Consider the following 24,964-nt stretch of genomic DNA (forward strand, 5'->3'; position numbering starts at 1 on the left):
GCCCGGGCGCTCAGCGCGCGGCGTCGGGGTCGACGCCGTCGGCCACCCGCACGTCCTCGAGGTCGATCTCGCCGGCGATGTCGCGGTCGCGCCGGTCGACGCCGGTGATGAGGTGGAAGGTCGCGCCGGCGATGGCCGCGCCGAAGATCGGGGCCACCCAGAACAGCCACAGCTGGCCCGGGGCGCCGTTGCCGTTGAAGAACGCGACCGCGGTGGAGCGGGCCGGGTTGACCGAGGTGTTCGAGATGGGGATCGAGACGAGGTGGATGAGGGTCAGCGCCAGGCCGATCGCGATCGGCGCGAAGCCCTGCGGGGCGCGCGAGTCGGTGGCGCCGAGGATGACGTAGACGAACACGGCGGTGAGCAGCGCCTCGGCGATGAACACGGCGAGCAGCGAGTAGCCGCCGGGGGAGTGCTCGCCGTAGCCGTTGGCGGCGAGGTTGCCGGTGGCGTCGAAGCCGTCGCGGCCGCGGGCGATGCCCCAGACGGCGAGCCCGCCGAGCAGCCCGCCGACCACCTGGGTGACGACGTAGGCCGGCACGTCGCGCCACTCGAACCGGCGCGCGATGGCCACGCCGATGGTCACGGCCGGGTTGAAGTGCGCGCCGGAGACGTGCCCGACCGCGTAGGCCATCGTCATGACGGTGAGGCCGAAGGCCAGGGCCACGCCGACGAAGCCGATGCCGAGCTGGACGCTCTGCCCGGAGGTGATGTTGGGCGCCAGGTACATCGCGGCGAAGACCGCCGACCCGCAGCCGCCGAAGACGAGCCAGAACGTTCCGAGCAGCTCGGCGCCGAGCCGCTGCACCATCGTGGGCGTGGTCATGGCGCTCAGTGTGGCGGCTCCGGCCCCGCGGCGCACCTGTCCCACGGCGCGCCGCGGTCGGCGGGTCAGCGCTTGAGGGCGTCGAGGATGCCGTTGAAGGTGGCGCTCGGGCGCATCACGGCCGCGGCCTTCTCGGGGTCCGGGCGGTAGTAGCCGCCGATGTCGGCGGGCTTGCCCTGCACCGCGATGAGCTCGGCGTCGATGGCGTGGGACTGCGCGACGAGCTGCTCGGCGACGGGGGTGAAGATCGCGGCGAGCGCCTCGTCCTCGGTCTGCGCCGCGAGCTCCTGCGCCCAGTAGCGGGCGAGCCAGAAGTGGCTGCCGCGGTTGTCGATCGAGCCGACCCGGCGGGCCGGGGACTTGTTCTCGTCGAGCAGCGTGCCGGTGGCGCGGTCGAGGGTGTCGCCGAGCACGCCGGCGCGGGCGTTGCCGCGCTCGGCCTCGTGCCGGAGGGACTCGGCGAGCGCGAGGAACTCTCCGAGGCTGTCCCAGCGCAGGTAGTCCTCGGCGACGAGCTGCTGCACGTGCTTCGGGGCCGAGCCGCCGGCGCCGGTCTCGAACAGGCCGCCACCGTTCATCAGCGGCACGACGGAGAGCATCTTCGCCGAGGTGCCGAGCTCGAGGATGGGGAAGAGGTCGGTGTTGTAGTCGCGCAGGACGTTGCCGGTGACCGAGATGGTGTCCTCGCCGCGGCGGATGCGCTCGACCGACAGCTTGGCCGCCTCGACCGGCGACATGATGCGGATGTCGAGGCCCTCGGTGTCGTGCTCGGGGAGGTAGGCCTCGACCTTGGCGATGAGGTTGCGGTCGTGGGCGCGGGTCTCGTCGAGCCAGAACACGGCCGGGGTGGCCGAGGCGCGGGCGCGGGTGACGGCGAGCTTGACCCAGTCGCGGATCGGGGCGTCCTTGGTCTGGCAGGCGCGCCAGATGTCGCCGGCCTCGACGTCGTGGCTCATGAGGACCTCGCCGGAGCCGTCGACGACCTCGACCCGGCCGGCGGTGTCCATCTCGAAGGTCTTGTCGTGGCTGCCGTACTCCTCGGCCTTCTGCGCCATGAGGCCGACGTTCGGCACCGAGCCCATCGTCGTCGGGTCGAAGGCGCCGTGGGCCTGGCAGTCCTCGATGACCGCCTGGTAGACGCCGGCGTACGAGGAGTCGGGGATGACGGCGAGGGTGTCGTGCTCCTCACCGTCGGGGCCCCACATGTGCCCGGAGGTGCGGATCATCGCGGGCATCGAGGCGTCGACGATGACGTCGCTGGGGACGTGCAGGTTGGTGATGCCCTTGTCGGAGTTGACCATCGCGAGGCGCGGGCCGTCGGCGAGGCCCTTCTCGAAGGCGGCGCGGATCTCGGCGCCGTTCGGGAGGGCGTCGAGGCCGTCGAGGATGGCGCCGAGGCCGTTGTTGGGGGAGAGGCCGGCGGCGGCGAGGTCGGCGCCGTACTGCTCGAAGACCTCGGGGAAGAACGCCTTGACGACGTGGCCGAAGATGATCGGGTCGCTGACCTTCATCATCGTGGCCTTGAGGTGCACCGAGAAGAGGACGTCGTCGGCGGCGGCCTTGGCGACCTGCTCGCGCAGGAAGGCCTCGAGCGCGGCGGCGCGCATCACGGTGGCGTCGACGACCTCGCCCTCGAGGACCTTCAGGCCGTCCTTGAGGACGGTCTGGGTGCCGTCGGCGGCGACGTGACGGATGGTCAGGGTGTCGTCGGCGCGCAGGACGACGGACTGCTCGTTGCTGCGGAAGTCGTCGGCACCCATGGTCGCGACGCGGGTGCGGCTGGTCGGCGACCACTCGCCCATCGAGTGCGGGTGCTTGCGGGCGTAGTTCTTGACGGCGGCGGGGGCGCGGCGGTCGGAGTTGCCCTCACGCAGGACCGGGTTGACGGCGCTGCCCTTGACCTTGTCGTAGCGGGCGCGGACGTCGCGCTCCTCGTCGGTCTGCGGGTCGTCCGGGTAGTCGGGGAGGCCGTAGCCCTGGGCCTGCAGCTCCTTGATGGCCGCCTTGAGCTGCGGCATCGAGGCGGAGATGTTCGGCAGCTTGATGATGTTGGCCTCGGGCGTCGTCGCGAGCTCGCCGAGCTCGGTCAGGGCGTCGCCGATGCGCTGCTCCTCGGTGAGGTGCTCGGGGAAGAGGGCGAGGATGCGCCCGGCGAGCGAGATGTCCCGCGTCTCGACGTCGACGCCGGCCGAGGAGGCGAAGGCCTCGATCACCGGGAGGAACGAGTACGTGGCCAGCATCGGGGCCTCGTCGGTCAGGGTGTAGATGATCTTCGTGGCCATGGTCGTCGTCGACGCTCCTCGGTGGTGGCGGCAGTTATCTTGACGTCAAGAGAAAATCCTACCCGACGGCAGCCCTGGATGACAGGGCCGCCGCGGGTGTCGGGGCGAGGGCCCACGGGTGAGTGGCATCGTCCCGCTCGGCTAGAGTTCGTCCTCGGGGGTCGTCGGTCGTTCGGAGATGGAGGGGCTACGCGTCATGCTCTCGGCCCCGCAGCATCCGGCTCGACGTGTGCGGGGGCGGACGGCCCACTTGTCGAGGACGCGTCCGCGCACCCACCGGGGCTGGCCGTGACTTCCCGGACCGGCCTCGTGATCCGGGGAATGGCGACGTCCGCAGTGAGCCGAGGCGTGGCTGCCGTCGCACCCATCGTCACGGTGCCCCTCGCCCTGCGGGCGCTCGGCGCGTCCGGGTACGGCGCTTGGTCGTCCGCCCTGTCCCTCACGGCCCTCGCGGTCTGGGCCGACCTCGGCCTGGGGGCCGGTCTCATGACCCGACTGGCCGCGTCGATGGAGTCCGGCGACATGGACGAGGGGCGGCGCCTGGTCTCGTCTGCGTACGCGGCGGTGTGCAGCGTCGCGCTCGTGCTGCTCGTCGGCCTCGCGGGGTCCGCCGCCTTCCTGGACTGGGGAGCCGTCGTCGCCGGCGACGAGGGCAGGGGCAGCGCCGAGACGGAGGCCGTGGTCCTCGTGACGCTGGCGGCCTTCACGGTCGGCATTGCAGCCAACCTCATCGTCAGGGTGCAGTACGCCTCCAAGCAGATCGGCCGGTCGAACAGCTGGCAGGCCGCCGGTACCGCAGCCGGTGTGGTGGCGATCTTCATCGCCGCACGGGCCGGCATCGGCGGCGCCGGGTTCGTCGCCGTGGCCGCGTTCGTGCCTCCCGCCACCGCCCTGATCAACACGGTGCACTTCTTCCGGGGGCCGCTGGGTCACCCGATCACGCCGCGCGTCACGAGCGTGCACCGGCGCACCGTCCGAGAACTGCTGGGTCTCGGCCTCGGCTTCCTCGCGATCACCATGCTCATGGCGATCGGCATCTCGCTGGACACCTGGATCGTCGGCCGCACGACGAGCTTGGCAGACGCGGCCGAGTTCTCGGTGCTCCTCCGTGTTCTCACGGTCGTCGGCACCCTCGTCAGCGTGCTGTCGATCCCGCTGTGGCCCAACTACGCGGCGGCCCTCAGGGCCCGGGACCATGACTGGATTCGGCGCAGCACCCGGAGGATGCTCGTCCTGTCCCCAGCACTCGTCGGCGCCACCTCCGTCCTCGCGGTCCTCGTGCTCCCCCTCATCCTCCCTCGTTGGCTCGGGCCGAGTTTCCACGCAGACCTCACGGCCGCGTGGGGACTCGCGGCATGGAACGTCGTCCAGGCGCTGGCAGCCCCGCTCTTCATGGTGCAGAACGCCGCAGGGGCGCTGAGGCCCCAGCTCGTCGGATATGCCCTCCTCACGGTCATCGTGCCGATCAAATGGGCGGTCTCGGTGCACTTCGGCTACGGGTGGGTTCCGCTGGTCACCACCATCGGGTACCTCGTCGTCATGCTCCCTGCCGCCGTCGTCGGCTACCGACTGGCGATGCGGACCGATCTCGAACCTGTCGGGGTGGTCGCGTGAGATCTCCGCGCATCGCCTACATCAGCACCTACGCCTACGCCGGTGGCGCCGCCAACGACGTCCGGTCCCGGGGGGTGCTCGACGCCCTCGCGAACCTGGGGTGTTCCGTCGAGGTGATGGATGTGTCGGCCGGGACCACCTCGTCACGGGCGCAGCACGGCGGCGGTCGAGTTCGCCGACTGTTTGGGGTCTTGGCAGTCGGCGGCGGACTCGCCGCTTGGCTCGACGGGCTCCCGGAGAGACCGGATGCAGTCTGGCTCTACGGCGCGGACATCCGCTTCAGCGCGCGCGCCCTCCGGTGGGCACGCCGCCGAGGTGTCCCCGTGATCGGCGAGCTGGTCGACTGGTACGAGCTCGATGACGTCTCCGGAGTGGGCCCCACCGCGGTGCTGGCGCTGTCCAACGGAATCGCCATGCCGTGGCTCCGGCGCCGGGCCGCCGGCTTCGTCGTCGCCAGTAGCGAGCTGGCCGGCTACGTCGCTCGACACGGCACGCCGGTCGAGGTCGTGCCGGCCGTGATGTCCGCGGTGGGCGTTTCCGGCAGCCGTCGCGTAGCCGACGGCGTCCTGAGGGTGGGGTACGTCGGTTCGCCGGGGCGCCGTGACGGTCCGACGCTGAGCAACCTCGAGCACGTGGCCAGATCGTGGGAGGGGCCACCGCTCGAGATCCACGTGGCCGGCGTCGACCCGCCGAGCAACGGCTGGGTCGCGGCGCCCGACGTCCGGGTCGTCCACCATGGCCGGGTTCCGCGGGAGGAGGCCCTCGCCTTGGTCGGTGGCTGCGACGCCACGGTGCTGCAGCGACAGGCGGAGCGTCGTTTCGCCCGCGCTGGCTTCCCGTCGAAGGTCGCCGAGTCGATGGTGCTGGGGACGACACCGGTCGTGAACCCGACGAGTGATCTCGCCGCCCTCCTCCACTCCGGACGCGACTGCATCCTTCTCCGCGACGACTCGGCGGCGGCCCTGCTGGACGGACTCACCGCGCTGGTCGAGTCGCCCATCGAGCGTCGGCGGGTCGAGGCCACCGGTGTCCGTCTCTTCTCCGTGGCTTCGGCCGAGGGATGCCTCCGCGCCCTCCTGTCCACGGTCGGTGTCCTGTGACGCGCGGAGGGACCCGGAGCGGGCGGGCCGTGCTGTCGATGCCGGCGGTCGCGGTCGTCACCTACCTCCCGCCCACCACGCTGCCCTCCCTCGTCCCGTGCGGGACCGGACGTGAAGTTCCTCGCCCGTTGGGGACTGCCAGCCGGGGTGCCCTCCATGCGGCGTGCGGACGCCTCGCTGATGCGCTCCGCTCGGTCGACGGGGCGCTCTAGATGGCAGCGTTCCAACCGCTCGCGCCCCCGGGACATCCTGGCGGCGTGGTGGACCACGTCCGCCGCTTCCCCAGGCGGGTTGCGGCCTACGTCGTCCGGACTTCGCGGCGGTGGTACGGACGTATCCGTCTCGAGGTCCTCAACCGGGTGTCTCGACGGCCAGTGAACGACCCTCGCGGAGTTGCCACTGTCTCGGTCACGACGTTCGCTCCCCGGCTCGGCGCCGTCCACATTGCGCTCGAGTCCATCGCAGGGGGTGTCTCTCGGCCACGACGGCTGGTTCTCTGGGTCGATGCTGAAGTGGTGGAGGTGGCCAGGTCCACGCCGGGACTGCGCCGCCTGCTGCGCCGAGGATTGGAGATTCGGTCAGCCGAGGCGTCTCTGGGGCCGCACAAGAAGTACATCCACGTGCTCGAGGAGTCCCCCCTGGATGATCTTGTCCTCGTGCTGGCCGACGACGACATCGTGTATCCCAAGGCGTGGCTCGTTGAGCTGCTGGAGCGGTTCGAGTCCTGTGGACGGCGGTCCGTGGTGTCGTGGTGGGTGAAGAACTACCGCTTCGGGCCCGAGGGGACATCGCTCGCGCCCTATCGAACCTGGGACTCGTGCGTCGACACGTCCGTACGCGGAGATCACTACCTCATGGGCGGGTCGGGCACAGTGTTTCCTCGGGCTGTGCTGGAACATCTCCGGGCACGAGGCCGGGAGTTCCTCGACGTCACGCCCCGAGCCGATGACATCTGGCTCAACCTCCACACGCTGCGCAGTGGCGTCGGGGTGGCCCAGGTGCGGTCCAGGTCGATGCCCATCATCACCGTGCCCATGACGCAGCGAGTCAAGCTGTCCCGGGACAACGTCGCCCGAGACCTCAATGACGAGTACCTGAGGTCGACCTTCGAGGCGGACGATCTCTCGAGGATCCGGAGCATGGCGAGCGACGCCCGGTGATGACGACTCCTTGGCGCGTGCTCGTGCTGGCGCCCTACTTCACGCCGGCGGTCCGGGCGGGAGGGCCGGTGCGAACCCTCGCTGCCCTGGTTTCTCAGGCGCCCGCGGGGATCGAGGTCGACGTCATCACGAGGCATTCGGATCACGGGACCCCCTTGGCGTCCCCCGTGCCCGAGCATTCTTGGGTCCCGCATGGCCGGCATCGTGTGCAGTACTTGAGGCGCAGCCGGTGGGCGGCAGCCAGAGCCGCTGTCACCCTCGACAGCGACCTCGTGTACCTCAACTCGTTCTTCGACCCGGCTTTTGCACTGCTACCTCAGGTCGCGCTGGCCCTGGTGCGCCGGTCGCGACCGGTGATGGTCGCGCCGCGCGGAGAGCTGTCTCCCGGCGCGCTGGAGCTCAAGTCGCGCAAGAAGCGGCTGGTGCTGTTCGTCTACCGCACGTTGGGGCTGCATCGCCGCGTTCTCTGGCATGCGTCCGCCGAGAGAGAGGCGACGGAGATCCGGTGCGCGCTCGGGCCGCACGTCGAGGTCCTGGTACGCGAAAACGAGACGGAACTTCCTGCGGAACCCCACGTACCTCGCGAACGACCGACGGGCCCCCTCAGGGCGGTGTTCCTGAGCCGTCTGGTCCCCAAGAAGGGGCTGCATGTCCTGCTGGAGGGCCTCGCGAGGGTCGAGGGGGATCTCTCCCTCGACGTCTACGGAACCGAGGAGGACGGGACTTACGTCCGTCGGTGTCGTGCGCTCGCAACAGCGAGCGGGAAGCGGGTCACCTTCCACGGACCGGTGGCTCCCGACGACGTCCGAGCACACTTGGCGTCGGCCGACGTCATGCTTTTTCCCACTGCATCGGAGAACTTCGGACATGTGATTGCCGAAGCCCTGTCGGTGTCGTGCCCCGTCGTCCTCCCAGACACCACACCCTGGTCGGATCTTGTTCGGCGTGGTGGCGGAGCGGTGGTTCAGGGCCTCAACGCGCAGGCGTGGGCCACCGAAATCGATGCTTGGACAAGGTTGACGCCGGATGTGCTCGCTAACCGCCGAAGGGCGGCAGCTATCGCATACCGCGAATGGAGGGGTGCAGACCAGCCGCCTCACGTCTTCGCTCAGGCCCGCCAGACCTTTGAGTTCACGGTTGCGCCGGGCGCTGCGACCCGGAGGGGTTAGCCCCTGCACCAGGGACGGGCCGCCGGGTCCGGTGGCCCCGTCGGCACACTGTGGAGGGACGGCTGTCGCTCGAGCGTGCAAATCCTACGCTGACCTCGGTGTCCCGACTGCGTTCTCGGCAGGCTTCACCCGTTGGGTGGAAAGGCACCCCGACCCTCCCCAAGCGCCTCACGACGCGCCAGAGACCACTCGTGCATCGCTGCATCCATCTCAGCAGGCATGACCCGGTGTTCTGCAGGGCGTCCGTGCTGCTGTGGTCGACTGACGAGAAAGCTGGATCTCCCAGTCGTTCCTATCCGTGGCCGTTTGGCTCGCACGGTGTGTACCTGACTCTCCGTCTCAGATTCAGTCTCGAGGATCCCGATGCTGCTGAAGAGAAAGAGCACCATCCACGCGCCTGGCGAGGCCTCCCACGAGCCAGTCAGATACGCAGGTCCCGTGGAACAGACGAACGTCCCGAGCAGTAGAGCGCGACGTGAGCTTCCCAGAGAAGCCGTCCCCCGAAACAGGGTCGCCCACACGAGCCAGCAGAACAGCGCAAGACCGACCACACCGAGGGCGCTCAAGATCTCGAGGAAGACGCTGTGCGCATCCATGTCAAGGGGCCCCAGGTAACGCATTGCCTTTGGGCCGTGTCCGACTAGCGGTGAGCTCGTCCACAGCTCCCGTGCTGCAGGCCAGAGGACGAGCCTGCCAGACAGATCACCGGTAGATCGCCCGCCGACGTCGAAGGCGCGGAGGGCTGAGTCGAATACACCGCTCGTGATGGCGACCGCTGCCAAGAAGGCCATGACGAGCAGGGTTCGGAAGGGAGGGCGCGAGAGGATGCGAGACCCGACGAGCCAGAAGGCCAGCGCCGCCGCTCCCAGGGCCGCCCCCCTGGTCCCGGTCAGCCAAGCCCCAACGAGGACCACGACGGCGGCAGCGATCAGAAGCCCCCTGACCTTTCGCGCGGTGGTGGTCCCCCACACCAGGACTGCAGCCCCAAGCGCGGCCGTCAGCGAATAGCCGAGGTAGTTGGCGTTGATCCCCTCGATGGTGTAACGGATCGTCGAGAACGCTGAGTAGTTGTAGCCATCGACGAAAAGGCGCAGCACCCCTAGCACGGCAGCGGCGACGAACGTACCAGCGACGACCCGCAGCTGGCGCCGTGTGCTCACGGCCACGCGCAAGATCAAGAACATCAGAGCGGTCTTCGCGGCCGTAACGACGAAGTTCAAGGCTTCAGGGTTCACCGCCCACGTCAAGCTGACCGTCTGCCAGACGACAAAGGCGGTCGTGGCCACGACGACCATGTCGGCTCGGTAGCTCCGCCAGCCTGAGAGGGCAGCAACGACCAGCGCGAGAAGGAAACCGTAGCGATTGAAGAGGCCGGGATTGGCCACGGACATTCCCACTATGACCGCGACGAGCCACAGCCGCACCTCGGCGAGGTGGGACTCATGCCGTGCCACCCACGCTCGGACTGCCCATGGACGAGTGGACTCGGCAGGAGGTAGTGCCGCGAGCTGCTCGCGCTCACCGGTCATGTCGCTTCCTGTCGATCGTTCGTCGGCACCCTACGGCGCCTTGGTGCTCCGGGCGCGCAGAGTGATGCCTCAGAGCCGCCGGCCGCCCATCGTGCAGTTGCCGGTGGCGGGTCTTTGGGCGTATCAGTCATGACGCGTCACGCGGATCCCGGCCCAGTCGTGATGACGCCGGGCCGTCGAGAGGATGAAGTTGACCGTGCGTTCGCTGGTGTTGGCGATGAGGTAGTCCTCGGGGGTGCGCTCGCCGATCTCGCCGCGGACGCGGGGCGCGCCCATCGCGACGGTGACCGCCTCGACGACGTCGTGGGCGTCGAGGCCGGTCATGAGGATGCCGCCGGTGTCGAGGGCCTCCGGCCGCTCGATGGAGTCGCGCAGCGTGACGGCGGGGAAGCCGAGCAGGGTCGACTCCTCGGCGATCGTGCCGCTGTCGGAGAGGCAGCAGGCTGCGGAGAGCTGGAGGCGGTTGTAGTCGTGGAAGCCGAGCGGCTCGCTGAACGTCACGCCCTCGGGCTCCGACCACTCGGGCAGGGCCTCGAGCCGCTTGCGCGTGCGCGGATGGGTGGAGACGAAGACCGGCAGGCGGAAGCGCTCGCGCACCGCGACGAGGCAGTCGAGGAGGGCGCCGAGGCGTTCGGGGGAGTCGACGTTCTCCTCGCGGTGGGCGCTGACGAGGAAGTAGCCCTCCTCCTCGAGCGCGAGCCGCGAGAGGACGTCGGAGGCGAGGATCTGGTCCCGGTAGGCGTCGAGCACCTCACGCATCGGCGAGCCGGTCTTGAGGATGCGGCGGGGGTGCAGACCCTCGGCGAGGAGGTTGCGGCGCGCGTGCTCAGTGTAGACGAGGTTGAAGTCGGCGACGTGGTCGACGAGCCGGCGGTTGGTCTCCTCTGGCACGTTCTCGTCGAAGCAGCGGTTGCCGGCTTCCATGTGGTACACCGGGATTCGCAGGCGCTTGGCCATCACGGCGGCGATGCAGGAGTTCGTGTCGCCGAGCACGACCACGGCGTCCGGGCGCTCCTCGAGCATCACCTTCTCGGCGGCCACGAGGGTGCCGCCGAGCACCGCCCCCAGTGACGAGGTGTCGACGCCGAGCATGTGGTCCGGCTCGCGGATGCCGAGGTCGCGGAAGAACACCTCGTTGAGCGCGTAGTCGTAGTTCTGCCCGGTGTGCACGAGGACGTGCTCGACGGTGGCGTCGAGCCGGGCGATGACGCGCGAGAGGCGGATCAGTTCGGGGCGCGTGCCGACGACGGTCATGACCTTGAGCATCAGGCGCCGACCTCCTGCGCGACAGGGTGGGGGAAGGTGTCCGGCGCGTCCGGGCGGAACAGCTCGTGCGACCAGAACTGGGTGAGGAGCACATCATCCCCGGTGTTGGTGATGTTGTGCGCCCACCCGGTGGGCATGTCGACCGCGCACGGCGCCTCGCCGGAGACCTCGAACTCGACGACCTCGTCGTGGAACATCCGGCGCAGGGCGATGGTCGCGCGGCCCTGGACGACGGCGAAGCGCTCGATCTTCGTCAGGTGGTAGTGCTCACCGCGGGTGACGCCGGGGACGGTGGTCGAGATGCTCGACTGCCCCTCGCCGCCCCGGCTACGCACGGTCTCGACGAAGGTGCCTCGCGCGTCGGCGTGCGGCTGGAGCGGCAGCGGGTAGCCAGTCGGGAAGAGCGCCGCGCGGTAGGTGTTGAAGAGGGCTACCCGGAACGGCGTGGACAGGTCGGGGAACTCGCCGGACGAGTAGGACTCCTCGAACTCACGGAGCAGGTCGAGGGTCTCCTGGACGCCAACTTCGCTGCCGTGAGGGTCGAGGCGCTCGGCGTCCGTGGTCAGCGCGTCGAGGAGCACCTGGGCGGCGTCCTGCACGTGCAGCAGCTCGACCGGGCGGTCCGCGACCTGCGGAACGTCACCGGCCGCCACGGCGTGGACGAAGGTGGCGACGAAGCTGTTGTAGCGAGGACGGCCGTGCTCACCGAAGAGGTTGGGCAGGCGGACATCGACGACAGTGTGGCCCTCGGTACGCAGCGCGCCGAGCACGCCGGCACCGCTCGCCTTGCCCGTGCCGTACGCGGTGCCGTTGCCGTCCTGGATGGAGTTGGCGTACACGACCCGCACCGGGTGGCCGGCCGCGCGGACGGCGGCGGCGACGTCCTCGGCGAGCCGGACGTTGCCGGCCTCCACCTCGTCGTCGGAGCCCCGGTTGACCCCGGCGACGTGGAGGACGGCGTCGGCGTTGCGCACCAGCGCATGCAGGTCCGCCCACTCATCGCGGGTCACGGCCACGACCTCGTGCTCGCCCTGCGCGTGCATCCGCACCCGGGTGTGCCAGCCGAGGAACCCCGCGGCCCCGGTGAGGACGACCCTCACGACCGGCTCGCCGCGAGGAGGGCCTGGATCTCGGGCAGGGTCAGGAGCATGGCCTCTGTCTCCTCGACGGTCATCTGGGTCGTGGTGGTGGAGTCGTACTCCTCGATCACGGCCTCGCCCGGCTCCCCGTGGTCGACGTAGATGCCGTAGTCGAGCGCCCGGGCGTCGACGGCGACCCGGAAGTACTCGCCCTGGTCCTCGGACCGGGCGAGTTCCTCGCGGGTCAAGAGGGTCTCGAACATCTTCTCGCCGTGCCGGATACCGATGACGTTGATCTCCGGCTCGCCGAAGCCGAGCACGCGCGAGGTGGCCCGGGCGAGGGTCTCGACGGTGCAGGCGGGGGCCTTCTTGACGAAGAGGTCGCCCGGGGCCGCGTGGAGGAAGGCGTGCTCGACGAGGTCGACCGACTCCTGGAGCGACATCAGGTAGCGGGTCATGCTCGGCTCGGTGAGGGTGAGCGGCCGACCTGACTGCAGCAGCTTGACGAAGAGCGGGATGACCGAGCCGCGCGAGTACATGACGTTGCCGTAGCGGGTGATCGACACCGTCGTCGCCGACTCGGGGTGGTTGCGGGCGAAGGCCTGCGCGGTCTTCTCCATCAGGGCCTTCGACATCCCCATCGCGTTGACGGGATAGACGGCCTTGTCCGTGCTCAGGCAGACGAGGGCGCGCACGCCGTGGCGGTGCGAGGCCTCGATGACGTTGTGGCTGCCGAGGACGTTGGTCTTGACGGCCTGGTCGGGGAAGAACTCGCAGGAGGGCACCTGCTTGAGCGCGGCCGCGTGGAACACGTAGTCGGCGCCGACGACCGCGTTGGCGACGCTCTCGAAGTCGCGGACGTCGCCCACGAAGAACTTCACCCGGCCGTCACCGAGCTGCTGGCGCATGTCGTCCTGCTTCGCCTCGTCGCGGCTGAGGATGTTGATGCGCCCGACTCCACGGGCCAGGAGGTGCTCGACCATCGTCGAGCCGAACGACCCCGTGCCGCCGGTGATGGTCACGGTGCTGTCGGCGAACGGGCTCTCGTGCGCCTCGGTCATCGTCGTCCCTTCGTGGTGGTGGATGTCTCGTCAACAAGTAGTCGCCCCAAGTCGCGCCAGGTGTCGTCCGAGGTGACCGGCGTCCAGCCCTGCTGTTCGAGCCAGCTCGGGGCCTGGGCCTGCCCGAACCACGTCATCTCGACGCGACGAGCGTATGGGGAGAGCCGGGGAGCCAACCGCGCCGCCCCGCGCGCACCGGCCATCGCCGCTCGGGAGAGCTTGCGGGGAAGGCGGCGCGGTTCGCGACCACCGCCGAGGTGGCGGAGCAGTCCGGCAGTGGTCAGGCCCTGTGCGGGATGGTGGACGATGCGCGGAGGCGCGATCGGACACGTGGCGAGGAAGACGATCGCCGAGGCGACGTCGTCGATGTGCGTCTGGGGTGTGGGGTCGTCACCGTGCCCTGCCACGCTCGACAGCGGTGACCGCGCAATACGGGAGAGCTGACGAGTGACCCTTCGATCGGCCGCGTGAACGCTCGGTGGCCGGTACACGACCGTCTGCGTGGGTCCGCCGGAGACCGCTGCTCGTTCGCCTGCGATCTTGCTGCGGGCATAGGCGGAGAAGGGGTCGACGTCCTCGCTGCTGTCGAGGACCACCCGGCGACCCTGGACGACAGCACTGCTCACGTGGACGTACCGCGTCACCCCTGCCGCATCTGCCGCGCGGCCGACGACCCCGGGCAGAACCCCGTTCGCCGCATCCAGGGCCGCTGAGTCGCCGGACGAGGCGTCGGGGTTTCCGGCGCAGTTCACGACCACGGCGTGGCCGGCCAGCGTCGCAGCCAGCTCCCGGACCGCCGGATCGGCGTCCGCCGGGCCGGACAGGCGAGGGGCGCGCAGGCGCGTGACGGCGTGGCCCCTGCGCTGGGCCTGGTCGGCCACATGGGAGCCGACGAATCCCGAGGCCCCGACGATCGCGATTCGACTCATGCGGCAGCCCTCGCGCGTGTGCCCGCAGCCTGCTCGAGCAGCTCGAGGAGCACCCTCGAGGACACGTCCTCACTGAAGTTGTCCACGTAGTGAGCCCGAGCGCGCCGGCCCCGGTCCGCCAAGGCCTCGCGGGAGAGATCCGCCAGGTTGCGAATGGCACCCGCGAGCGCGGGGGCGTCACCGGGGGTCACGACCGGTCCGGCACCGGACTCCCTGACGACAAGGGCGGCGTCCCCCGTGACCGCACCGACGAGTGGCCGACCGGCGGCAAGCGTGGCCTGGAGCTTGCTCGGCAGGGTCATGCGGAACAGGGGGAGATCCTGGAGGCTCACGAGGTGGGCGTCCCCGAGCGCCAGCACGGGGGTCATCTCGGCGAACGGCACCGGACCCACGAACTGAACTGCCTGGAGCCCCATGGTTCGAGCGCGGTTCCTGAGGGCCTGCTCCCGGACACCACCCCCGACGACCGCGATGCCGATGTCGGTGCGGTCGCGCAACAGCGCGGCGGCATCGAGCAACGTGTCAAGCCCCTGGTACGGGCCGAGGTTTCCGGCGTACATGAACGTGAACGGACGGGTGAGACCCAGGCGCTGTGCAAGGTCTTCGTCCCGCGCGACGGGCCGGAAGATCGACTCGTCGGCCCAGTTCGCGGCCACCCTGATCTTGTCGGACGGAACCCCCCGCTCGGCGACGCGCGGCGCCATGCTGGGCGAGGTGACGGCGATGGCCGAGGCGTGGCGATAGATCGTGTCGCACATGAGGTGCAGCGGCCGTTCGAGCCGGCGCGCTCGGCCCGAGGCGAGGAAGTCCGACGCCAGCACCGTCTGCGGCCACAGGTCCTGGACGTGGACGACGAACGGGAGACGCCGGGTGGCCTTGAGCGCCAGAGCGGGGAGGCCCGCCGTACCCGGAGTGGAGTGAACCAGCACCGCGTCCGCAGGCGGGGCGCGCAGGGCGCCGACGACACCCGCGCCCGCCGCCCAGCTGAGGTAGTTGAGCATGCGTCGGGTGGCCGCAGAGTCGTGGCTCGGCCACAGGGGCGCCCGGTGCACGGTGATTCCGTCGAGTGTCTCGCGTAGGTAGGGCCTGATGCGGTAGCCGTCGGCCACCTGTCCTGACGGGTAGTTCGGGAAGCCCGTCAGGACCTCGACGTGCGCACCATGACGCTTCAAAGAGCGGGCGATGACCCCGGCCTGCGCGGCCGACCCGCCCTCGGGGTCGAACCACTGGGTCACCATGAGGACCTTGAGGGTCACGGCGTCACCACGCCCCGGCTCGGTCGCGGCGCGAGCGCGAGGTAACCGCCGACGACGACGGCAGCGGCGAGGAGGCCGGGCAGCCATCCCTCCCGGACCACGAGGGTCACGACGAGCGCCGCCACGGCCATGGAGAACGAGACCGCCCAGTGCGCGAGCCCGCGCTCGTGGACGAGCCGCTGGTAGACGTGCCCGCGGTGCGCCTCGAGCAGAGGCTCCCCAAGCCGATGGCGTCGGGCGAGCGTGGCCGCGGTGTCGACGGCGAAGAGCAGGTAAGGCGCGGCGAGGCAGCCGAGGACCTCGGGCCGCCATCCGTCCGCGCCGGCGGTGAGGCCCAGCGTGACCGTCAGCCCCGCGAGCCCGCCGAGGAGGTAGCTGCCGACGTCGCCGAGGAAGACCTTGGCCCGCGGCGCGTTCCACGGGAGGAAGCCGAGGGCTCCGCCGGTCGTCAGCGCCCCGATCACCGAGAGGGCCTCGTTGCCAGAGGCGGCGCCGGCGAACAGTGCCCCCGCCCCGCCGACGGCGGCGTGAGCGGCGCAGATGCCGTTGATGCCGTCCATGAAGTTGACCATGTTGACAGCCGCCGGGACGACGAGCATCCCGACGACGAGACCGGCCGCGCCCCCGACCAGCCATCCGAGGAGGGCGCCCACGACGACCTGCGCCAGCAGGCGGGGGAGCGGCTCCAGCCCACGGGTGTCGTCGAGCAGGCCCACGGCGGCGAGGGCCAGCGCACCAAGGACGAGGAGCACCACGTCGGACGGCCAGGCCGCGCCGGTCGCGACGGCCACGACAGCGGCGACCAACAGGCCGGCGACGATCGCCGAGCCGCCCCCGCGGGGCGTTGGGACGGTGTGGGAGGAACGGTGGTTCGGCAGGTCGAGACGGTTGGCACGGCGCAGCAGAGGGACGAGCACGCCGCCTGCGGCTGTAGTGACACCCCCGCACACGAGACCGGTCAGGAGCAGGGACGTCACGGCCTCGAGCCCACCGATCCGGACGCCGAGTACGCGTGCAACCAGGACCGGACGTCGTCCTCCTGCGTCGGCAGGTGCAGGCCGTCGGCGTCGAGACCGGGGACGACGACCGTGCGGATCAGCGGGTGCGTCGACTGGTGCACGTCCTCACCGGGGGTGAACAGCTCCTCGGTGAGCTTCTCGCCGGCCCGCAGGCCCGTGTAGACGATGTCGATGTCGGTGCGGCCGGCCATCCCGATCATCGTCGTCGCGACGTCGACGATCTTCACCGGCGTGCCCATGTCGAGGACCATCACCTCGCCGCCCTCGCCGATGCTGCTCGCCTGGAGCACGAGCTGGCAGGCTTCGGGGATGAGCATGAAGTAGCGCTCCACGTCCGGGTGGGTGACGGTGACCGGCCCTCCGGCGCGGATCTGCTCGGTGAAGGCGATGACGACCGAGCCGCGCGAGCCGAGGACGTTACCGAACCGGACGCTGACGTACCGAGCCGCCGGCTCGAGGGCGTCGGCGGCCGCCGTGAGTCGCTCGGCAACGCGCTTCGAGTACCCGAGGATCGACGAGGGGCTCGCCGCCTTGTCGGTGGAGATGTTGACGAAGGTCTTGACACCTACGGCCCGCGCGGCCTCCACGACGTGCTTGGTGCCGAGCACATTGGTCTGGAGGGCCTCGGTGGGGAAGCGCTCGAGGAGGGTCAGGTGCTTGAGCGCGGCGGCGTGGAAGACGATCTCAGGGCGGGTGCGTCGAAACGCGCGGTTGACGGCGGCGGGATCGCGGATGTCGCACAGCACGAGCGACTCGGACTCGAGGAGTGCGTGACCCTCGATGGACATCTGGGTGGCGTGGAGTCCGGACTCGTCACGATCGAGCATGAACAGCTCGGCGGGGAAGAAGCGGGTGATCTGCCGGCAGAGCTCCGCGCCGATCGACCCGCCCGCGCCGGTGACGAGCACGCGTCGACCGGACAGGTGCTCGGAGATGGCAGCCATGTCGAGGTCGACCGGCGTGCGGCCCAGGAGGTCGGCGATGTCGAGGTCGTGAAGGTCCGAGGCCCGCGGGCGCTGGCCGAAGAGGTCCTTGACCGGGGGGAGGACCAGCACCGACAGCCCGGCATCCGTCGCGATCGACGAGACCTTCCTCACGCTCTCAGCGGCGGCGCTCGGCGCCGCGATGATCAGGGTGTCGGCCTCGTACTTCTCGGCGAGTGCGGGGATGGCCGCGGACCGGCCGCGCACGCGCATCCCTGCGATGCGCAGGCGCTGCTTCAGGGGGTCGTCGTCAACGAGGGCGACGGCGACCAGCCCGCTTTCGGGGTCGCGGGCGAGACTCTCGACGAGGACGCGCCCTCCGGAACCGGCACCGAACACGATGGCCCGTCGCACGCCGTCAATCTCTTGGCGGCGACGCGTGCGACGCGAGCGCACGACGAACCGCGCGGCAAACATGAATGCCAGCGCGAGCACCGTTCCTGTGATGGGGACGCTGCGGGGGAGGCTGACGGAGTCTGTCGCGAAGGTGATGACGACCAGCACGGATCCCACGATCACCGTGGTGCGGGCGAGGTCGCTCGTCTCCTCGAAGGAGCCGAGCTCGTGGTCGATGCCGTAGGGGCCGAAGAGCCATCCGCCGACGATCTGGAGACACGCGACGACGGCGGTGGCGAGCACCAAGCCTTGGCCATAGGTCCGCGGGATGCCGAAGTCGAGACGCAGGATGGTGGCGGCGGTCAGCGCTCCGGCCCAGAGGAGGATGTCGAGCACCGTCCAGCGGACCCTCGTGAGGATCGCCCGCATTCGCGGTCTCATCCAATGCCTCCGCCCTCTACCGCGCCCGTCCCGTTCGTCGTGGTACAGCACCGTTCGTCATGACTCGCCGGTCGGCGTCCAACGCGCTCACCCCTGGGCGCATCGTACCGGTGACCGACCAAGGGCGCGGAGTCGAGGGTCGGGGGGCGCGTCGGCGTGGCGACGGCGGAGCGCCTGGGTGTGGGGCGGGTGGCTCCTCCGGGTCGGTGGATGGTGCACTGGTGGGCATGCTCCTCGTCTCGGCGAACGTCAACGGCATCCGGGCCGCGCTGCGCCGCGGCGGGGTGGACTGGCTCGTCGCCTCGGGGGCCGACGTCATCGCCCTCCAGGAGGTGCGCGCCGACGACGCGCAGCTGCGGGCGGCGCTCGCCGGCAGCACGCTCGAGGCGTGGGAGGTCGCGCACGCCGTGGCCGCCGAGAAGGGGCGCGCCGGGGTGGCGGTGCTGTCGCGGCACCCGGTCAAGGACGTGCGGGTCGAGGTGGCGGACGAGTTCGCCGGCACGGGGCGCTGGGTCGAGGCGGACGTGGTCGTCGGGGGTGAGGTCGTCACGGTCGCGTCGGCGTACGTGCACACGGGGCAGGCCGGTACCCCGCGGCAGGCCGAGAAGGAGCGCTTCCTCGCGGCGGTGGGGGAGCGGGTGGGGCAGTGGGCCGTGGACGGGCGGCCGGCGGTGCTGACCGGCGACCTCAACGTCGCGCACACCGCGGACGACCTCAAGAACTGGAAGGGCAACCGCGGCAAGGCCGGGTTCCTGCCGCAGGAGCAGGCGCACCTGAGCCGCTGGGCCGCCGAGCACGGGCTCGTCGACGTCACCCGGCGGCTGCACGGGCCGGGGCCGGGTCCGTACACGTGGTGGTCGTGGCGCGGGCAGGCCTTCGACAACGACTCGGGCTGGCGGATCGACTACCAGCTCGCGACCACGCCCCTGGCTGAGCGGGCCGTACGGGCCTCCGTCGGGCGGGCCGCGAGCTACGCCGAGCGCTGGAGCGACCACGCCCCGGTGCTCGTCGAGTACGACCTGTAGGTCCGGGCGGCCCGATCGGGCACGGCGGTGTGGCACCCTCGCCGGGTGCGTCCCCTCCTCGTCCTCGCCGGCCTCCTCCTCGTCGCCGGATGCAGTGCCGGGGATGGTGGCGCGACGCCGAGCGAGTCCGGCACGACGGGTCCCGGACCGTCGTCGTCGGCCGCGCCGTCGGCCTCGGGCTCCTCCACCGCGGCTGCGAGTGACCCGTGCTCGCTCCTCACGGCCGCGGAGGTCGCTCGGATCGCCGGCGGCACCGGCCAGTCGGCCGAGCCCGGGACGCTGGCCGGTCAGCCGATCTGCCAGTGGAAGGGTGCGGGCGACACCGTGGCCCAGGTGATCTCGCTGCGCGCCTCGGACTGGGCGGCCTCCCTGCCGCAGGTCATCGCCGGCGTCAAGTCCGCGGGGGCCGGGTCGGACCCGGAAGGGCTCGCCCGGCTCGAGAAGGCCAGCGGCATCGTCGAGCGGGGTGGGCGCGTCGCCGACGGCGAGGCCTGCGGCCTGTTCTCCGACCTGCTGACCATCGGCGGCCAGGCGCCCGGTAGCGACCGCTCGATCCAGGCCTACCCGTCGAGCAAGGACGCGCAGAGCCTCACCGCCCAGCTGTGCACGGACGGCCGCTTCACCTCCCTGGCGATCGTCTCGCCCTCCGGGCTCACGACCCCGCTGCCGCTCGACGAGGTGTCCGCGGCCGCCGCCAGCGCGCACCAGCGCTCCCTGGGCTGAGCGGGCGGCCGTCCGACAAACCGGACCTGACCTGCTCAGACGACCTTGACGCGGCGGACCGTGCTGTAGCCGACCGCCTGGCCGACCGTGCCGACGCGGAGCACGCGGATCTCCCACGTGCCACGGGTGCCCAGCCGGGCGGGCGCCCGGGCTGCCCCGGTGGACGCGACCGCTCCGGGGGCGAAGGTGACCCAGGACGTCGCCCCGGGTCGGCGGGCCTGCAGGCGGACGGTCGCACCCCGCTCGTACGGCCGGGTGATGACCACGGCCGACCACGACGCGCCGGACCGCACCGTGGTCGGTGCGGTCGACCACGCGACCGTCGCCACGGACGTCACCGGCCGTTCCGCGGTGACGACCGTCCTCGCCGGGGCGGCAGCGGGCAGGACGGCGCGCAGGCTTCCCGACCCGACGGTGACGTACCGGAGCGAGGCGACGCCGGTCGAGCCGGTGACGGTGGTGCCGACGGTGGACCACGTGGAGGTGCCCGCCCTGCGTCGCTGCACCGTGACGCGGACGCCGGGTGCCGGGGAGATCCTGACGACTCCTCCGTCGGTCCCGAGGTCCGTCTGGTCACGGACGACGACGGTGGCCACCGCCGTCGCACCGTAGGCCGCGCGTGCCGGGGCCGAGATGGTGGCCGTGCGGTTGGCGTACACGGTGACCGGGATCCGGCGCGTCTGGCCCGGGACGGCCCCGTCCATGAGGATCCTCGACTCGACCGTCGCCGGTCCTGCGGCCACCGGCATGACCGAGGTCGTGCCGTCCACGCTCGTGGCGGCCGGGCCGGGGCAGAGGTTCGGGCTCACGTACTGGAGCCGGCTGGTCGTGGTCGTCACGTCACAGAGGTGCATCGTCGTCCCGGAGGGTGCGCTCGCCGTGAAGCGGATGGTCCCGCGTTCGCCCACGACGAAGGTCGGGACGGCCACGGTGTCGTGGAAGTCCGCGACCTGGAGCGTCGTGGTCTGCGACCCGACCGTCGCCCCGGTCACGTCGAGCACGTCGACGGTCAGGAGGGCCGGCCCCGGAGGGAGCCCGGTCGTCGGGACGGTGGTGATGGTGTCACTCGGCGTGAAGGTGCCGGGCGGCCGGCGCCAGATCCCCGAGGGCACGACCGTCGTGGAGCCACCGACGGTGAGGCGGAGGCCGCCGAGGGCCGCGGACGAGGGGCGGGGCTCCGCGACGTCGACCCGCAGGGTGGCCTGTGACCCGGTGGCCACGACGCCGCCGCCGTCCACGCTGAGCGTCACGACGGGACGATGACGCACCACCATCCCACTCGACCCGGCGCAGGAGTAGTGGCCGGCGGCGTCGTGCGCCTGCGCCACGAGCCGGTAGGTGCCCTCGGCGAGACCGCTCGTGTCGAGGTGCACCTGTCCGGTGGCCAGTCCCAGGACCGGGTCGTCCGTCGTCCAGCTGCCGGCCGCGTTCATCAGGGGCGGGAGGTCCAGCCGGTTCTCGTCGGAGCTGTAGCCGCCGGGTGGGAGGACGAGCACCTCGACCTGCTCGTCGGGGAGCCGACCGGCGGCACCGCGGAAGGTCACCTGTGCACCGGTGTCGACGACCGCCCCGGTGTACCCCGGGGTGTTCGGCGTGGAATCGGCGACGAAGGTGGCCAACGTGGGCGACACGGTGGGCTGGTAGTAGACCGCGCTGCCGTACGTGACGACCGAACGCCCGGCCATCGCGGCCCGGACGTCGACGCGCGAGAACCCCGGGCACCACGGCGTGCCCTGTTGGGCGGGGTCGATGCGCCAGGTCAGCTCGCACGACACCGGGCAGCTGCCGGCCGGAACGGTCTGCGCGGGTGCCGTGGGCGCCCACGACCAGGAGGGGAGCCACGGGATGACGGTCAGGTCGTCGGTCACCCCGCCCGTGACTTCCACGACGAGGTCGAACGGCCCGTCGACGACCGGGGTCGGCGCGTCCGGCACGACCGAGGTGACCGTCTTCACGGCGACCAGCGGGTCGACGGGGTCGGCGGCGCGGGCCGGCGCGGCGCCGACCAGGGAGGCCAGCACGGCGGCCACGGCGAGCGACGAGGCGACTCGTCGGGTCGGACGAAGCATCGGGGTCCCCAAGGTGGTCGGCCGGCGACGATCCGCGGCGGTCGGGGACAAGGTACGGGACGACGGTCGTCCGGCGAGGCGGATTCGAGGGGACCCGCCGGGCTCGTCAGCCGGCGGTCGTCAGGGACGTGTCGTCGGCGTCGAGCTCGCGCCACCAGTCCTCGAGGTCGGGGTCGGCCGGCTCGGGCGGCAGCGGACCGATGAGGGCGTGGAGGAGGGTCGTCGACGGCTTCTCGTGGGGCCCTTCCTCGGCGGCGAGGCGGGCCAGGTGCCGGTCGTAGGAGCCGTCGGTGAGGTCCCAGACGACGTGCCGACCGTCGGGGCCGGGTCGGCCACGGACCTCGGCCCAGAGCCGGCGGCGGTGGACGGTGGTGTGGTGGGCCTGGCAGAGCAGCGCCGCGTTGGCGATGTCGGAGGCGCCCCCGTCGGCCCAGTGCCGGACGTGGTGCGCGCGCGCCCAGTCGGGCGGTGCGGTGCAGCCCGGGAACGTGCACCCACGGTCGCGACGGCGCAGGAGGCGGCGCTGGGGACGGGTGAACAGGCGGACGACGCGCCCGACGTCGAGGACCTCCCCGGCGGTGCCGAGCACGTAGGGCACCAGCGCAGCGTCGCAGGCGATGCGGCGGAGCGCCTCGGGGGTGACGAGGGTGCCGTCGGCGGTCGAGCCGAGGACCTCCCCGGCGCCGGTGCGGGCCTCCAGCTCGACGAGGTCGACACCGACGTGGAGGACGGCCGCCGCGGTGGACGGGTCGCCCGCCGCCGCGGCGTCGACGGCGCTGGACCGGCGGCAGACCTCGGTGAGGGCCTCGACCCGGCGCTGGCCGGCGGGGCGCAGGTCGCGCTCACCCGTCTCGGCGTTGGGCGAGGGCGCGGAGAGCGGCCCGATGGACGCCTCGAGGGTGGCGGCCTGCTCGGGGGTCATCCACAGCTGGTACTCCGTCAGGTCGCCGGACTCGACCCGCGGCGCGGAGAGCCGGGCCGCCGAGGTGAGGCGGTGGTGCAGGTCGTCGAACTCGCCGTGGTGGCCGTGCTCGGCGAGCAGCCGGGGGCGCAGCCGGCGCATCATCGACGGGCCCCACTGCTGCGCGAGGTCGACGAGGGCGGTCGTGACCGTGGGGACCGCGGCGGGCTGGAGGAGGGGAGTCAGCCGTTCGACCTCGCGCGTCACCGCGACCGCGGTGCCCGCAGCCAGCCGGCCGGACGTGACGGCCGCGCAGACGATGCCGGCGGACGACTCCGGGTCGGGGTCGTGGTGCTCGAGACCGGTGTCGGCCGCGACCACCTGGCGGGCCACGACCGCGACGGCGCTCGCGCCGCCCTGCCGCAGCGATGGCGCGTGCTCGCGCACCCAACCGTGGACCTCACCGCTCGAGCACTGGCCCCGGCGGACGGCCTCGACCGCCACCCGGACCCGGGCCGCCCCGGCGAGCGCTGCGACGTCGTCGACGACGCCCATCACCTCGGCCAGCTCGGGTCCGGACGCCGTCGAGAGCAACTCGTCGAGACCCGCCAGCGCCTCGCGCGCAGCCTCGAACCGGGAGCGTCGCGACGCGAGGTCGAGGGGGTTCGGGGCCATGCCCCATCCTATCGAACGTGAGTTCGAACGGCAAGCCTTCACGGAGTCAATTGTGGATGAGGTCGCCTAGAGCAGAACGGAATCGGCCTACCGCTCATGGAGCGACGCCATGGAGGCGCATCGGCCGCGACTGGCCGGCCAACAGCCTGACGAGGTCGTGGCCGCACCCCGCCGGGTCTCGAGGCCTCAGAGGCGGTCGCGGGAACCGAGGAGGGCCCGGTGGGTCCGCCTGCGCCACGGCGCGAGCTCGGCGTCGACCCGTTGCCAGCGCTCGTCCGAGACCGTCAAGGTGGGCTCGGTCGTCGGCAGGGACTCGACGAGCCGCATCCGCTGGTCAGCGCTGGGATGCGTGCTCCAGAGGTCCGTGGTGCGCCGCGTGAGCTGGCGTTCCGCCCGAACCCGTGACGCGGCGGTCTCCAGCCCGACAGCGGCCGACCGCTCGAGGTCGTCCGGCTCGATCCGCGGCGCGATGTGCCAGAGGTCCTCCCAGACGTAGTGGGCGACGAGGGACGTCTCGAACGACTCGAGGAACGCGCGCGTCCCGGCGACGCGGACGGCGACGAGGTCCGCCCGGTACTCCGCGAGCCGGCTGTCGGGCATCGCGACGGAGTCCACGAGCAGCTGGACCGTCGCGGCGACGACGTTGACGACGGCCACGGCGCCGTGGATGACGAACCCCAGGAGACCGCCGCCCTGCTCGGCGGCGGAGGCCCCACCCGAGAACGCGCGGGACCACGGGTTGCGCCCACCGGTCGCCGCGACGGCGCGGGCTCCGAAGGTGCGGGCGGGCAACGTGCGGCGCATCCGGAGGGGGTCTCCGCCCACGAGGTGTCCCATCTCGTGGGCGAGCACGGACAGGCGTGCCGCGCGGGGGAGGGTCAGCCACAGGGGCATGCCGATGACGAGCAGCGACTGCTGGCGCCAGCCGACCTGGGCCACACCGGCGTTGATGCTCGAGTCGATCGCGACGACGTCCGGCGGGGGCGCGCCCACGGCATCGGCCACGTCCCGGATGAGCGCGTGCAGCTCGGGGGCGGCGTCCGCGCCGACCGCCAGGCCCTTCGGCAGGGTCGGGACGACCGGCCGCAGGAGCAGGAGGAGCGCCACGGCGGGGAGCGCGAGGAGCAGCCGCACACCCACCGGCAGGTCGGTCCCGAGCACGAGCCACGCGAGGTAGAGGAGCAGTGCGACGAACACGACGGCGAGGAGACCCGTCAGCGCGGTGAGCCACACCTCGCCCCGGGTGCGCGCGGGAGCCGGAGCGCCGGGGTCGGCCTGGAGGCGCTCACGGGCTCGGTCGTCGAGAACCGCGCCGCGGCGGAAGCCCCAGCGCCCCAGCAGGACCGTCCCGCGCCACGGCGCCAGCCGCTTGTCGTGGACGTCGAGGTTCCACTCGCAGGTTCCGCACCACGGCAGCGAGCCCGGCACCGCGAGGGTCAGGTCGGACCCACAGCGGGGGCAGGCGGTCGGCACCGGTGTCCTCGTCACGAGCGCACCCTAGGCGCGTCCGGCCGTCGGTGC

At 71.6% G+C, this 24,964-nt stretch carries 19 protein-coding genes; 6 read left to right on the forward strand and 13 right to left on the reverse strand.

Features of this window, described 5'->3' with window-relative positions; all coding sequences use genetic code 11:
- Positions 1–10: 10 nt before the first annotated feature.
- Complete coding sequence (gene aqpZ / locus PKA89_RS01120; RefSeq protein ID WP_324415722.1) at positions 11–826, reverse strand: aquaporin Z; 816 nt, start codon at positions 824–826, stop codon at positions 11–13.
- A gap of 65 nt (positions 827–891) precedes the next feature.
- Complete coding sequence (locus PKA89_RS01125; protein WP_324415724.1) at positions 892–3,108, reverse strand: NADP-dependent isocitrate dehydrogenase; 2,217 nt, start codon at positions 3,106–3,108, stop codon at positions 892–894.
- Between the two features lie 321 nt (positions 3,109–3,429).
- Between PKA89_RS01125 and PKA89_RS01130 the strand changes: the two genes are divergently transcribed.
- The 4 genes from PKA89_RS01130 (at position 3,430) to PKA89_RS01145 (ending at position 8,151) form a co-directional block, all read left to right on the forward strand.
- Complete coding sequence (locus tag PKA89_RS01130) at positions 3,430–4,722, forward strand: hypothetical protein (protein ID WP_324415726.1); 1,293 nt, start codon at positions 3,430–3,432, stop codon at positions 4,720–4,722.
- A 323-nt stretch (positions 4,723–5,045) separates the two neighbouring features.
- The gene (locus tag PKA89_RS01135) at positions 5,046–5,822 is read left to right on the forward strand and encodes a hypothetical protein (RefSeq protein WP_324415728.1); all 777 of its coding nucleotides are present in this window, start codon (positions 5,046–5,048) and stop codon (positions 5,820–5,822) included.
- 257 nt (positions 5,823–6,079) lie between these two features.
- Positions 6,080–6,982: a hypothetical protein gene (locus PKA89_RS01140; protein WP_324415730.1), complete on the forward strand. Its 903-nt coding sequence runs from the start codon at positions 6,080–6,082 to the stop codon at positions 6,980–6,982.
- Positions 6,983–7,254: 272 nt separating this feature from the next.
- Positions 7,255–8,151, forward strand: coding sequence for a glycosyltransferase (locus PKA89_RS01145; RefSeq protein ID WP_324415732.1), 897 nt, complete (start codon positions 7,255–7,257; stop codon positions 8,149–8,151).
- A 125-nt stretch (positions 8,152–8,276) separates the two neighbouring features.
- Here the strand turns inward: PKA89_RS01145 and PKA89_RS01150 are convergent, their stop codons facing one another.
- The 8 genes from PKA89_RS01150 to PKA89_RS01185 form a co-directional block, all read right to left on the reverse strand.
- A complete protein-coding gene (locus PKA89_RS01150) occupies positions 8,277–9,680 on the reverse strand; it encodes an O-antigen ligase family protein (protein ID WP_324415734.1) in 1,404 nt (467 codons plus the stop codon).
- A 123-nt stretch (positions 9,681–9,803) separates the two neighbouring features.
- On the reverse strand, positions 9,804–10,946 hold the full coding sequence (wecB, locus tag PKA89_RS01155) for a UDP-N-acetylglucosamine 2-epimerase (non-hydrolyzing) (RefSeq protein ID WP_324415736.1): 1,143 nt from the start codon (positions 10,944–10,946) through the stop codon (positions 9,804–9,806).
- Positions 10,946–12,046, reverse strand: a complete 1,101-nt coding sequence (locus PKA89_RS01160) for an NAD-dependent epimerase/dehydratase family protein (protein WP_324415738.1) — start codon at positions 12,044–12,046, stop codon at positions 10,946–10,948. Before PKA89_RS01160 ends, wecB begins: the two co-directional genes overlap by 1 nt.
- A complete protein-coding gene (locus tag PKA89_RS01165; RefSeq protein ID WP_324415740.1) occupies positions 12,043–13,086 on the reverse strand; it encodes a polysaccharide biosynthesis protein in 1,044 nt (347 codons plus the stop codon). Before PKA89_RS01165 ends, PKA89_RS01160 begins: the two co-directional genes overlap by 4 nt.
- Positions 13,083–14,015 carry an NAD-dependent epimerase/dehydratase family protein gene (locus PKA89_RS01170; protein WP_324415742.1) on the reverse strand — a complete coding sequence of 311 codons (933 nt, stop codon included), beginning with the start codon at positions 14,013–14,015 and terminating at the stop codon, positions 13,083–13,085. The genes PKA89_RS01165 and PKA89_RS01170 overlap by 4 nt, the downstream gene beginning before the upstream one ends.
- A complete protein-coding gene (locus tag PKA89_RS01175; protein ID WP_324415744.1) occupies positions 14,012–15,271 on the reverse strand; it encodes a glycosyltransferase family 4 protein in 1,260 nt (419 codons plus the stop codon). Before PKA89_RS01175 ends, PKA89_RS01170 begins: the two co-directional genes overlap by 4 nt.
- Positions 15,268–16,248 carry a UDP-phosphate glycosyltransferase gene (locus PKA89_RS01180; protein ID WP_324415746.1) on the reverse strand — a complete coding sequence of 327 codons (981 nt, stop codon included), beginning with the start codon at positions 16,246–16,248 and terminating at the stop codon, positions 15,268–15,270. The genes PKA89_RS01175 and PKA89_RS01180 overlap by 4 nt, the downstream gene beginning before the upstream one ends.
- Positions 16,245–18,038, reverse strand: coding sequence for a nucleoside-diphosphate sugar epimerase/dehydratase (locus PKA89_RS01185; protein WP_324415748.1), 1,794 nt, complete (start codon positions 18,036–18,038; stop codon positions 16,245–16,247). The genes PKA89_RS01180 and PKA89_RS01185 overlap by 4 nt, the downstream gene beginning before the upstream one ends.
- Before the next feature lie 239 nt (positions 18,039–18,277).
- On the opposite strand from PKA89_RS01185, the gene PKA89_RS01190 reads away from it, so the two are divergent.
- Together PKA89_RS01190 and PKA89_RS01195 are read left to right on the forward strand one after the other, a co-directional pair.
- The gene (locus tag PKA89_RS01190; RefSeq protein WP_324415944.1) at positions 18,278–19,075 is read left to right on the forward strand and encodes an exodeoxyribonuclease III; all 798 of its coding nucleotides are present in this window, start codon (positions 18,278–18,280) and stop codon (positions 19,073–19,075) included.
- 45 nt (positions 19,076–19,120) lie between these two features.
- On the forward strand, positions 19,121–19,798 hold the full coding sequence (locus tag PKA89_RS01195; protein WP_324415750.1) for a DUF3558 family protein: 678 nt from the start codon (positions 19,121–19,123) through the stop codon (positions 19,796–19,798).
- Between the two features lie 35 nt (positions 19,799–19,833).
- Here PKA89_RS01195 and PKA89_RS01200 read toward each other — a convergent pair whose 3' ends face one another.
- From PKA89_RS01200 to PKA89_RS01210, 3 genes are all read right to left on the reverse strand, one after another.
- Positions 19,834–21,867, reverse strand: coding sequence for a hypothetical protein (locus PKA89_RS01200; protein WP_324415752.1), 2,034 nt, complete (start codon positions 21,865–21,867; stop codon positions 19,834–19,836).
- Between the two features lie 106 nt (positions 21,868–21,973).
- On the reverse strand, positions 21,974–23,443 hold the full coding sequence (locus tag PKA89_RS01205; RefSeq protein ID WP_324415754.1) for a DUF222 domain-containing protein: 1,470 nt from the start codon (positions 23,441–23,443) through the stop codon (positions 21,974–21,976).
- A 186-nt stretch (positions 23,444–23,629) separates the two neighbouring features.
- Positions 23,630–24,931 carry a M48 family metallopeptidase gene (locus PKA89_RS01210; RefSeq protein WP_324415756.1) on the reverse strand — a complete coding sequence of 434 codons (1,302 nt, stop codon included), beginning with the start codon at positions 24,929–24,931 and terminating at the stop codon, positions 23,630–23,632.
- Positions 24,932–24,964 lie beyond the last annotated feature (33 nt).

This window comes from Phycicoccus sp., from assembly GCF_035325325.1.
Lineage (GTDB): Bacteria > Actinomycetota > Actinomycetes > Actinomycetales > Dermatophilaceae > Phycicoccus.

What these genes read in the sequence shown, in the direction of transcription:
- PKA89_RS01190 (WP_324415944.1), top strand. Translation starts at nt 18,278, where the DNA reads ATGCTCCTCGTCTCGGCGAACGTCAACGGCATCCGGGCCGCGCTGCGC.
- PKA89_RS01165 (WP_324415740.1), bottom strand. Translation starts at nt 13,086, where the DNA reads ATGACCGAGGCGCACGAGAGCCCGTTCGCCGACAGCACCGTGACCATC.
- wecB (WP_324415736.1), bottom strand. Translation starts at nt 10,946, where the DNA reads ATGCTCAAGGTCATGACCGTCGTCGGCACGCGCCCCGAACTGATCCGC.
- PKA89_RS01200 (WP_324415752.1), bottom strand. Translation starts at nt 21,867, where the DNA reads ATGCTTCGTCCGACCCGACGAGTCGCCTCGTCGCTCGCCGTGGCCGCC.
- PKA89_RS01130 (WP_324415726.1), top strand. Translation starts at nt 3,430, where the DNA reads ATGGCGACGTCCGCAGTGAGCCGAGGCGTGGCTGCCGTCGCACCCATC.
- PKA89_RS01170 (WP_324415742.1), bottom strand. Translation starts at nt 14,015, where the DNA reads ATGAGTCGAATCGCGATCGTCGGGGCCTCGGGATTCGTCGGCTCCCAT.
- PKA89_RS01185 (WP_324415748.1), bottom strand. Translation starts at nt 18,038, where the DNA reads ATGCGGGCGATCCTCACGAGGGTCCGCTGGACGGTGCTCGACATCCTC.
- PKA89_RS01150 (WP_324415734.1), bottom strand. Translation starts at nt 9,680, where the DNA reads ATGACCGGTGAGCGCGAGCAGCTCGCGGCACTACCTCCTGCCGAGTCC.
- aqpZ (WP_324415722.1), bottom strand. Translation starts at nt 826, where the DNA reads ATGACCACGCCCACGATGGTGCAGCGGCTCGGCGCCGAGCTGCTCGGA.
- PKA89_RS01125 (WP_324415724.1), bottom strand. Translation starts at nt 3,108, where the DNA reads ATGGCCACGAAGATCATCTACACCCTGACCGACGAGGCCCCGATGCTG.
- PKA89_RS01205 (WP_324415754.1), bottom strand. Translation starts at nt 23,443, where the DNA reads ATGGCCCCGAACCCCCTCGACCTCGCGTCGCGACGCTCCCGGTTCGAG.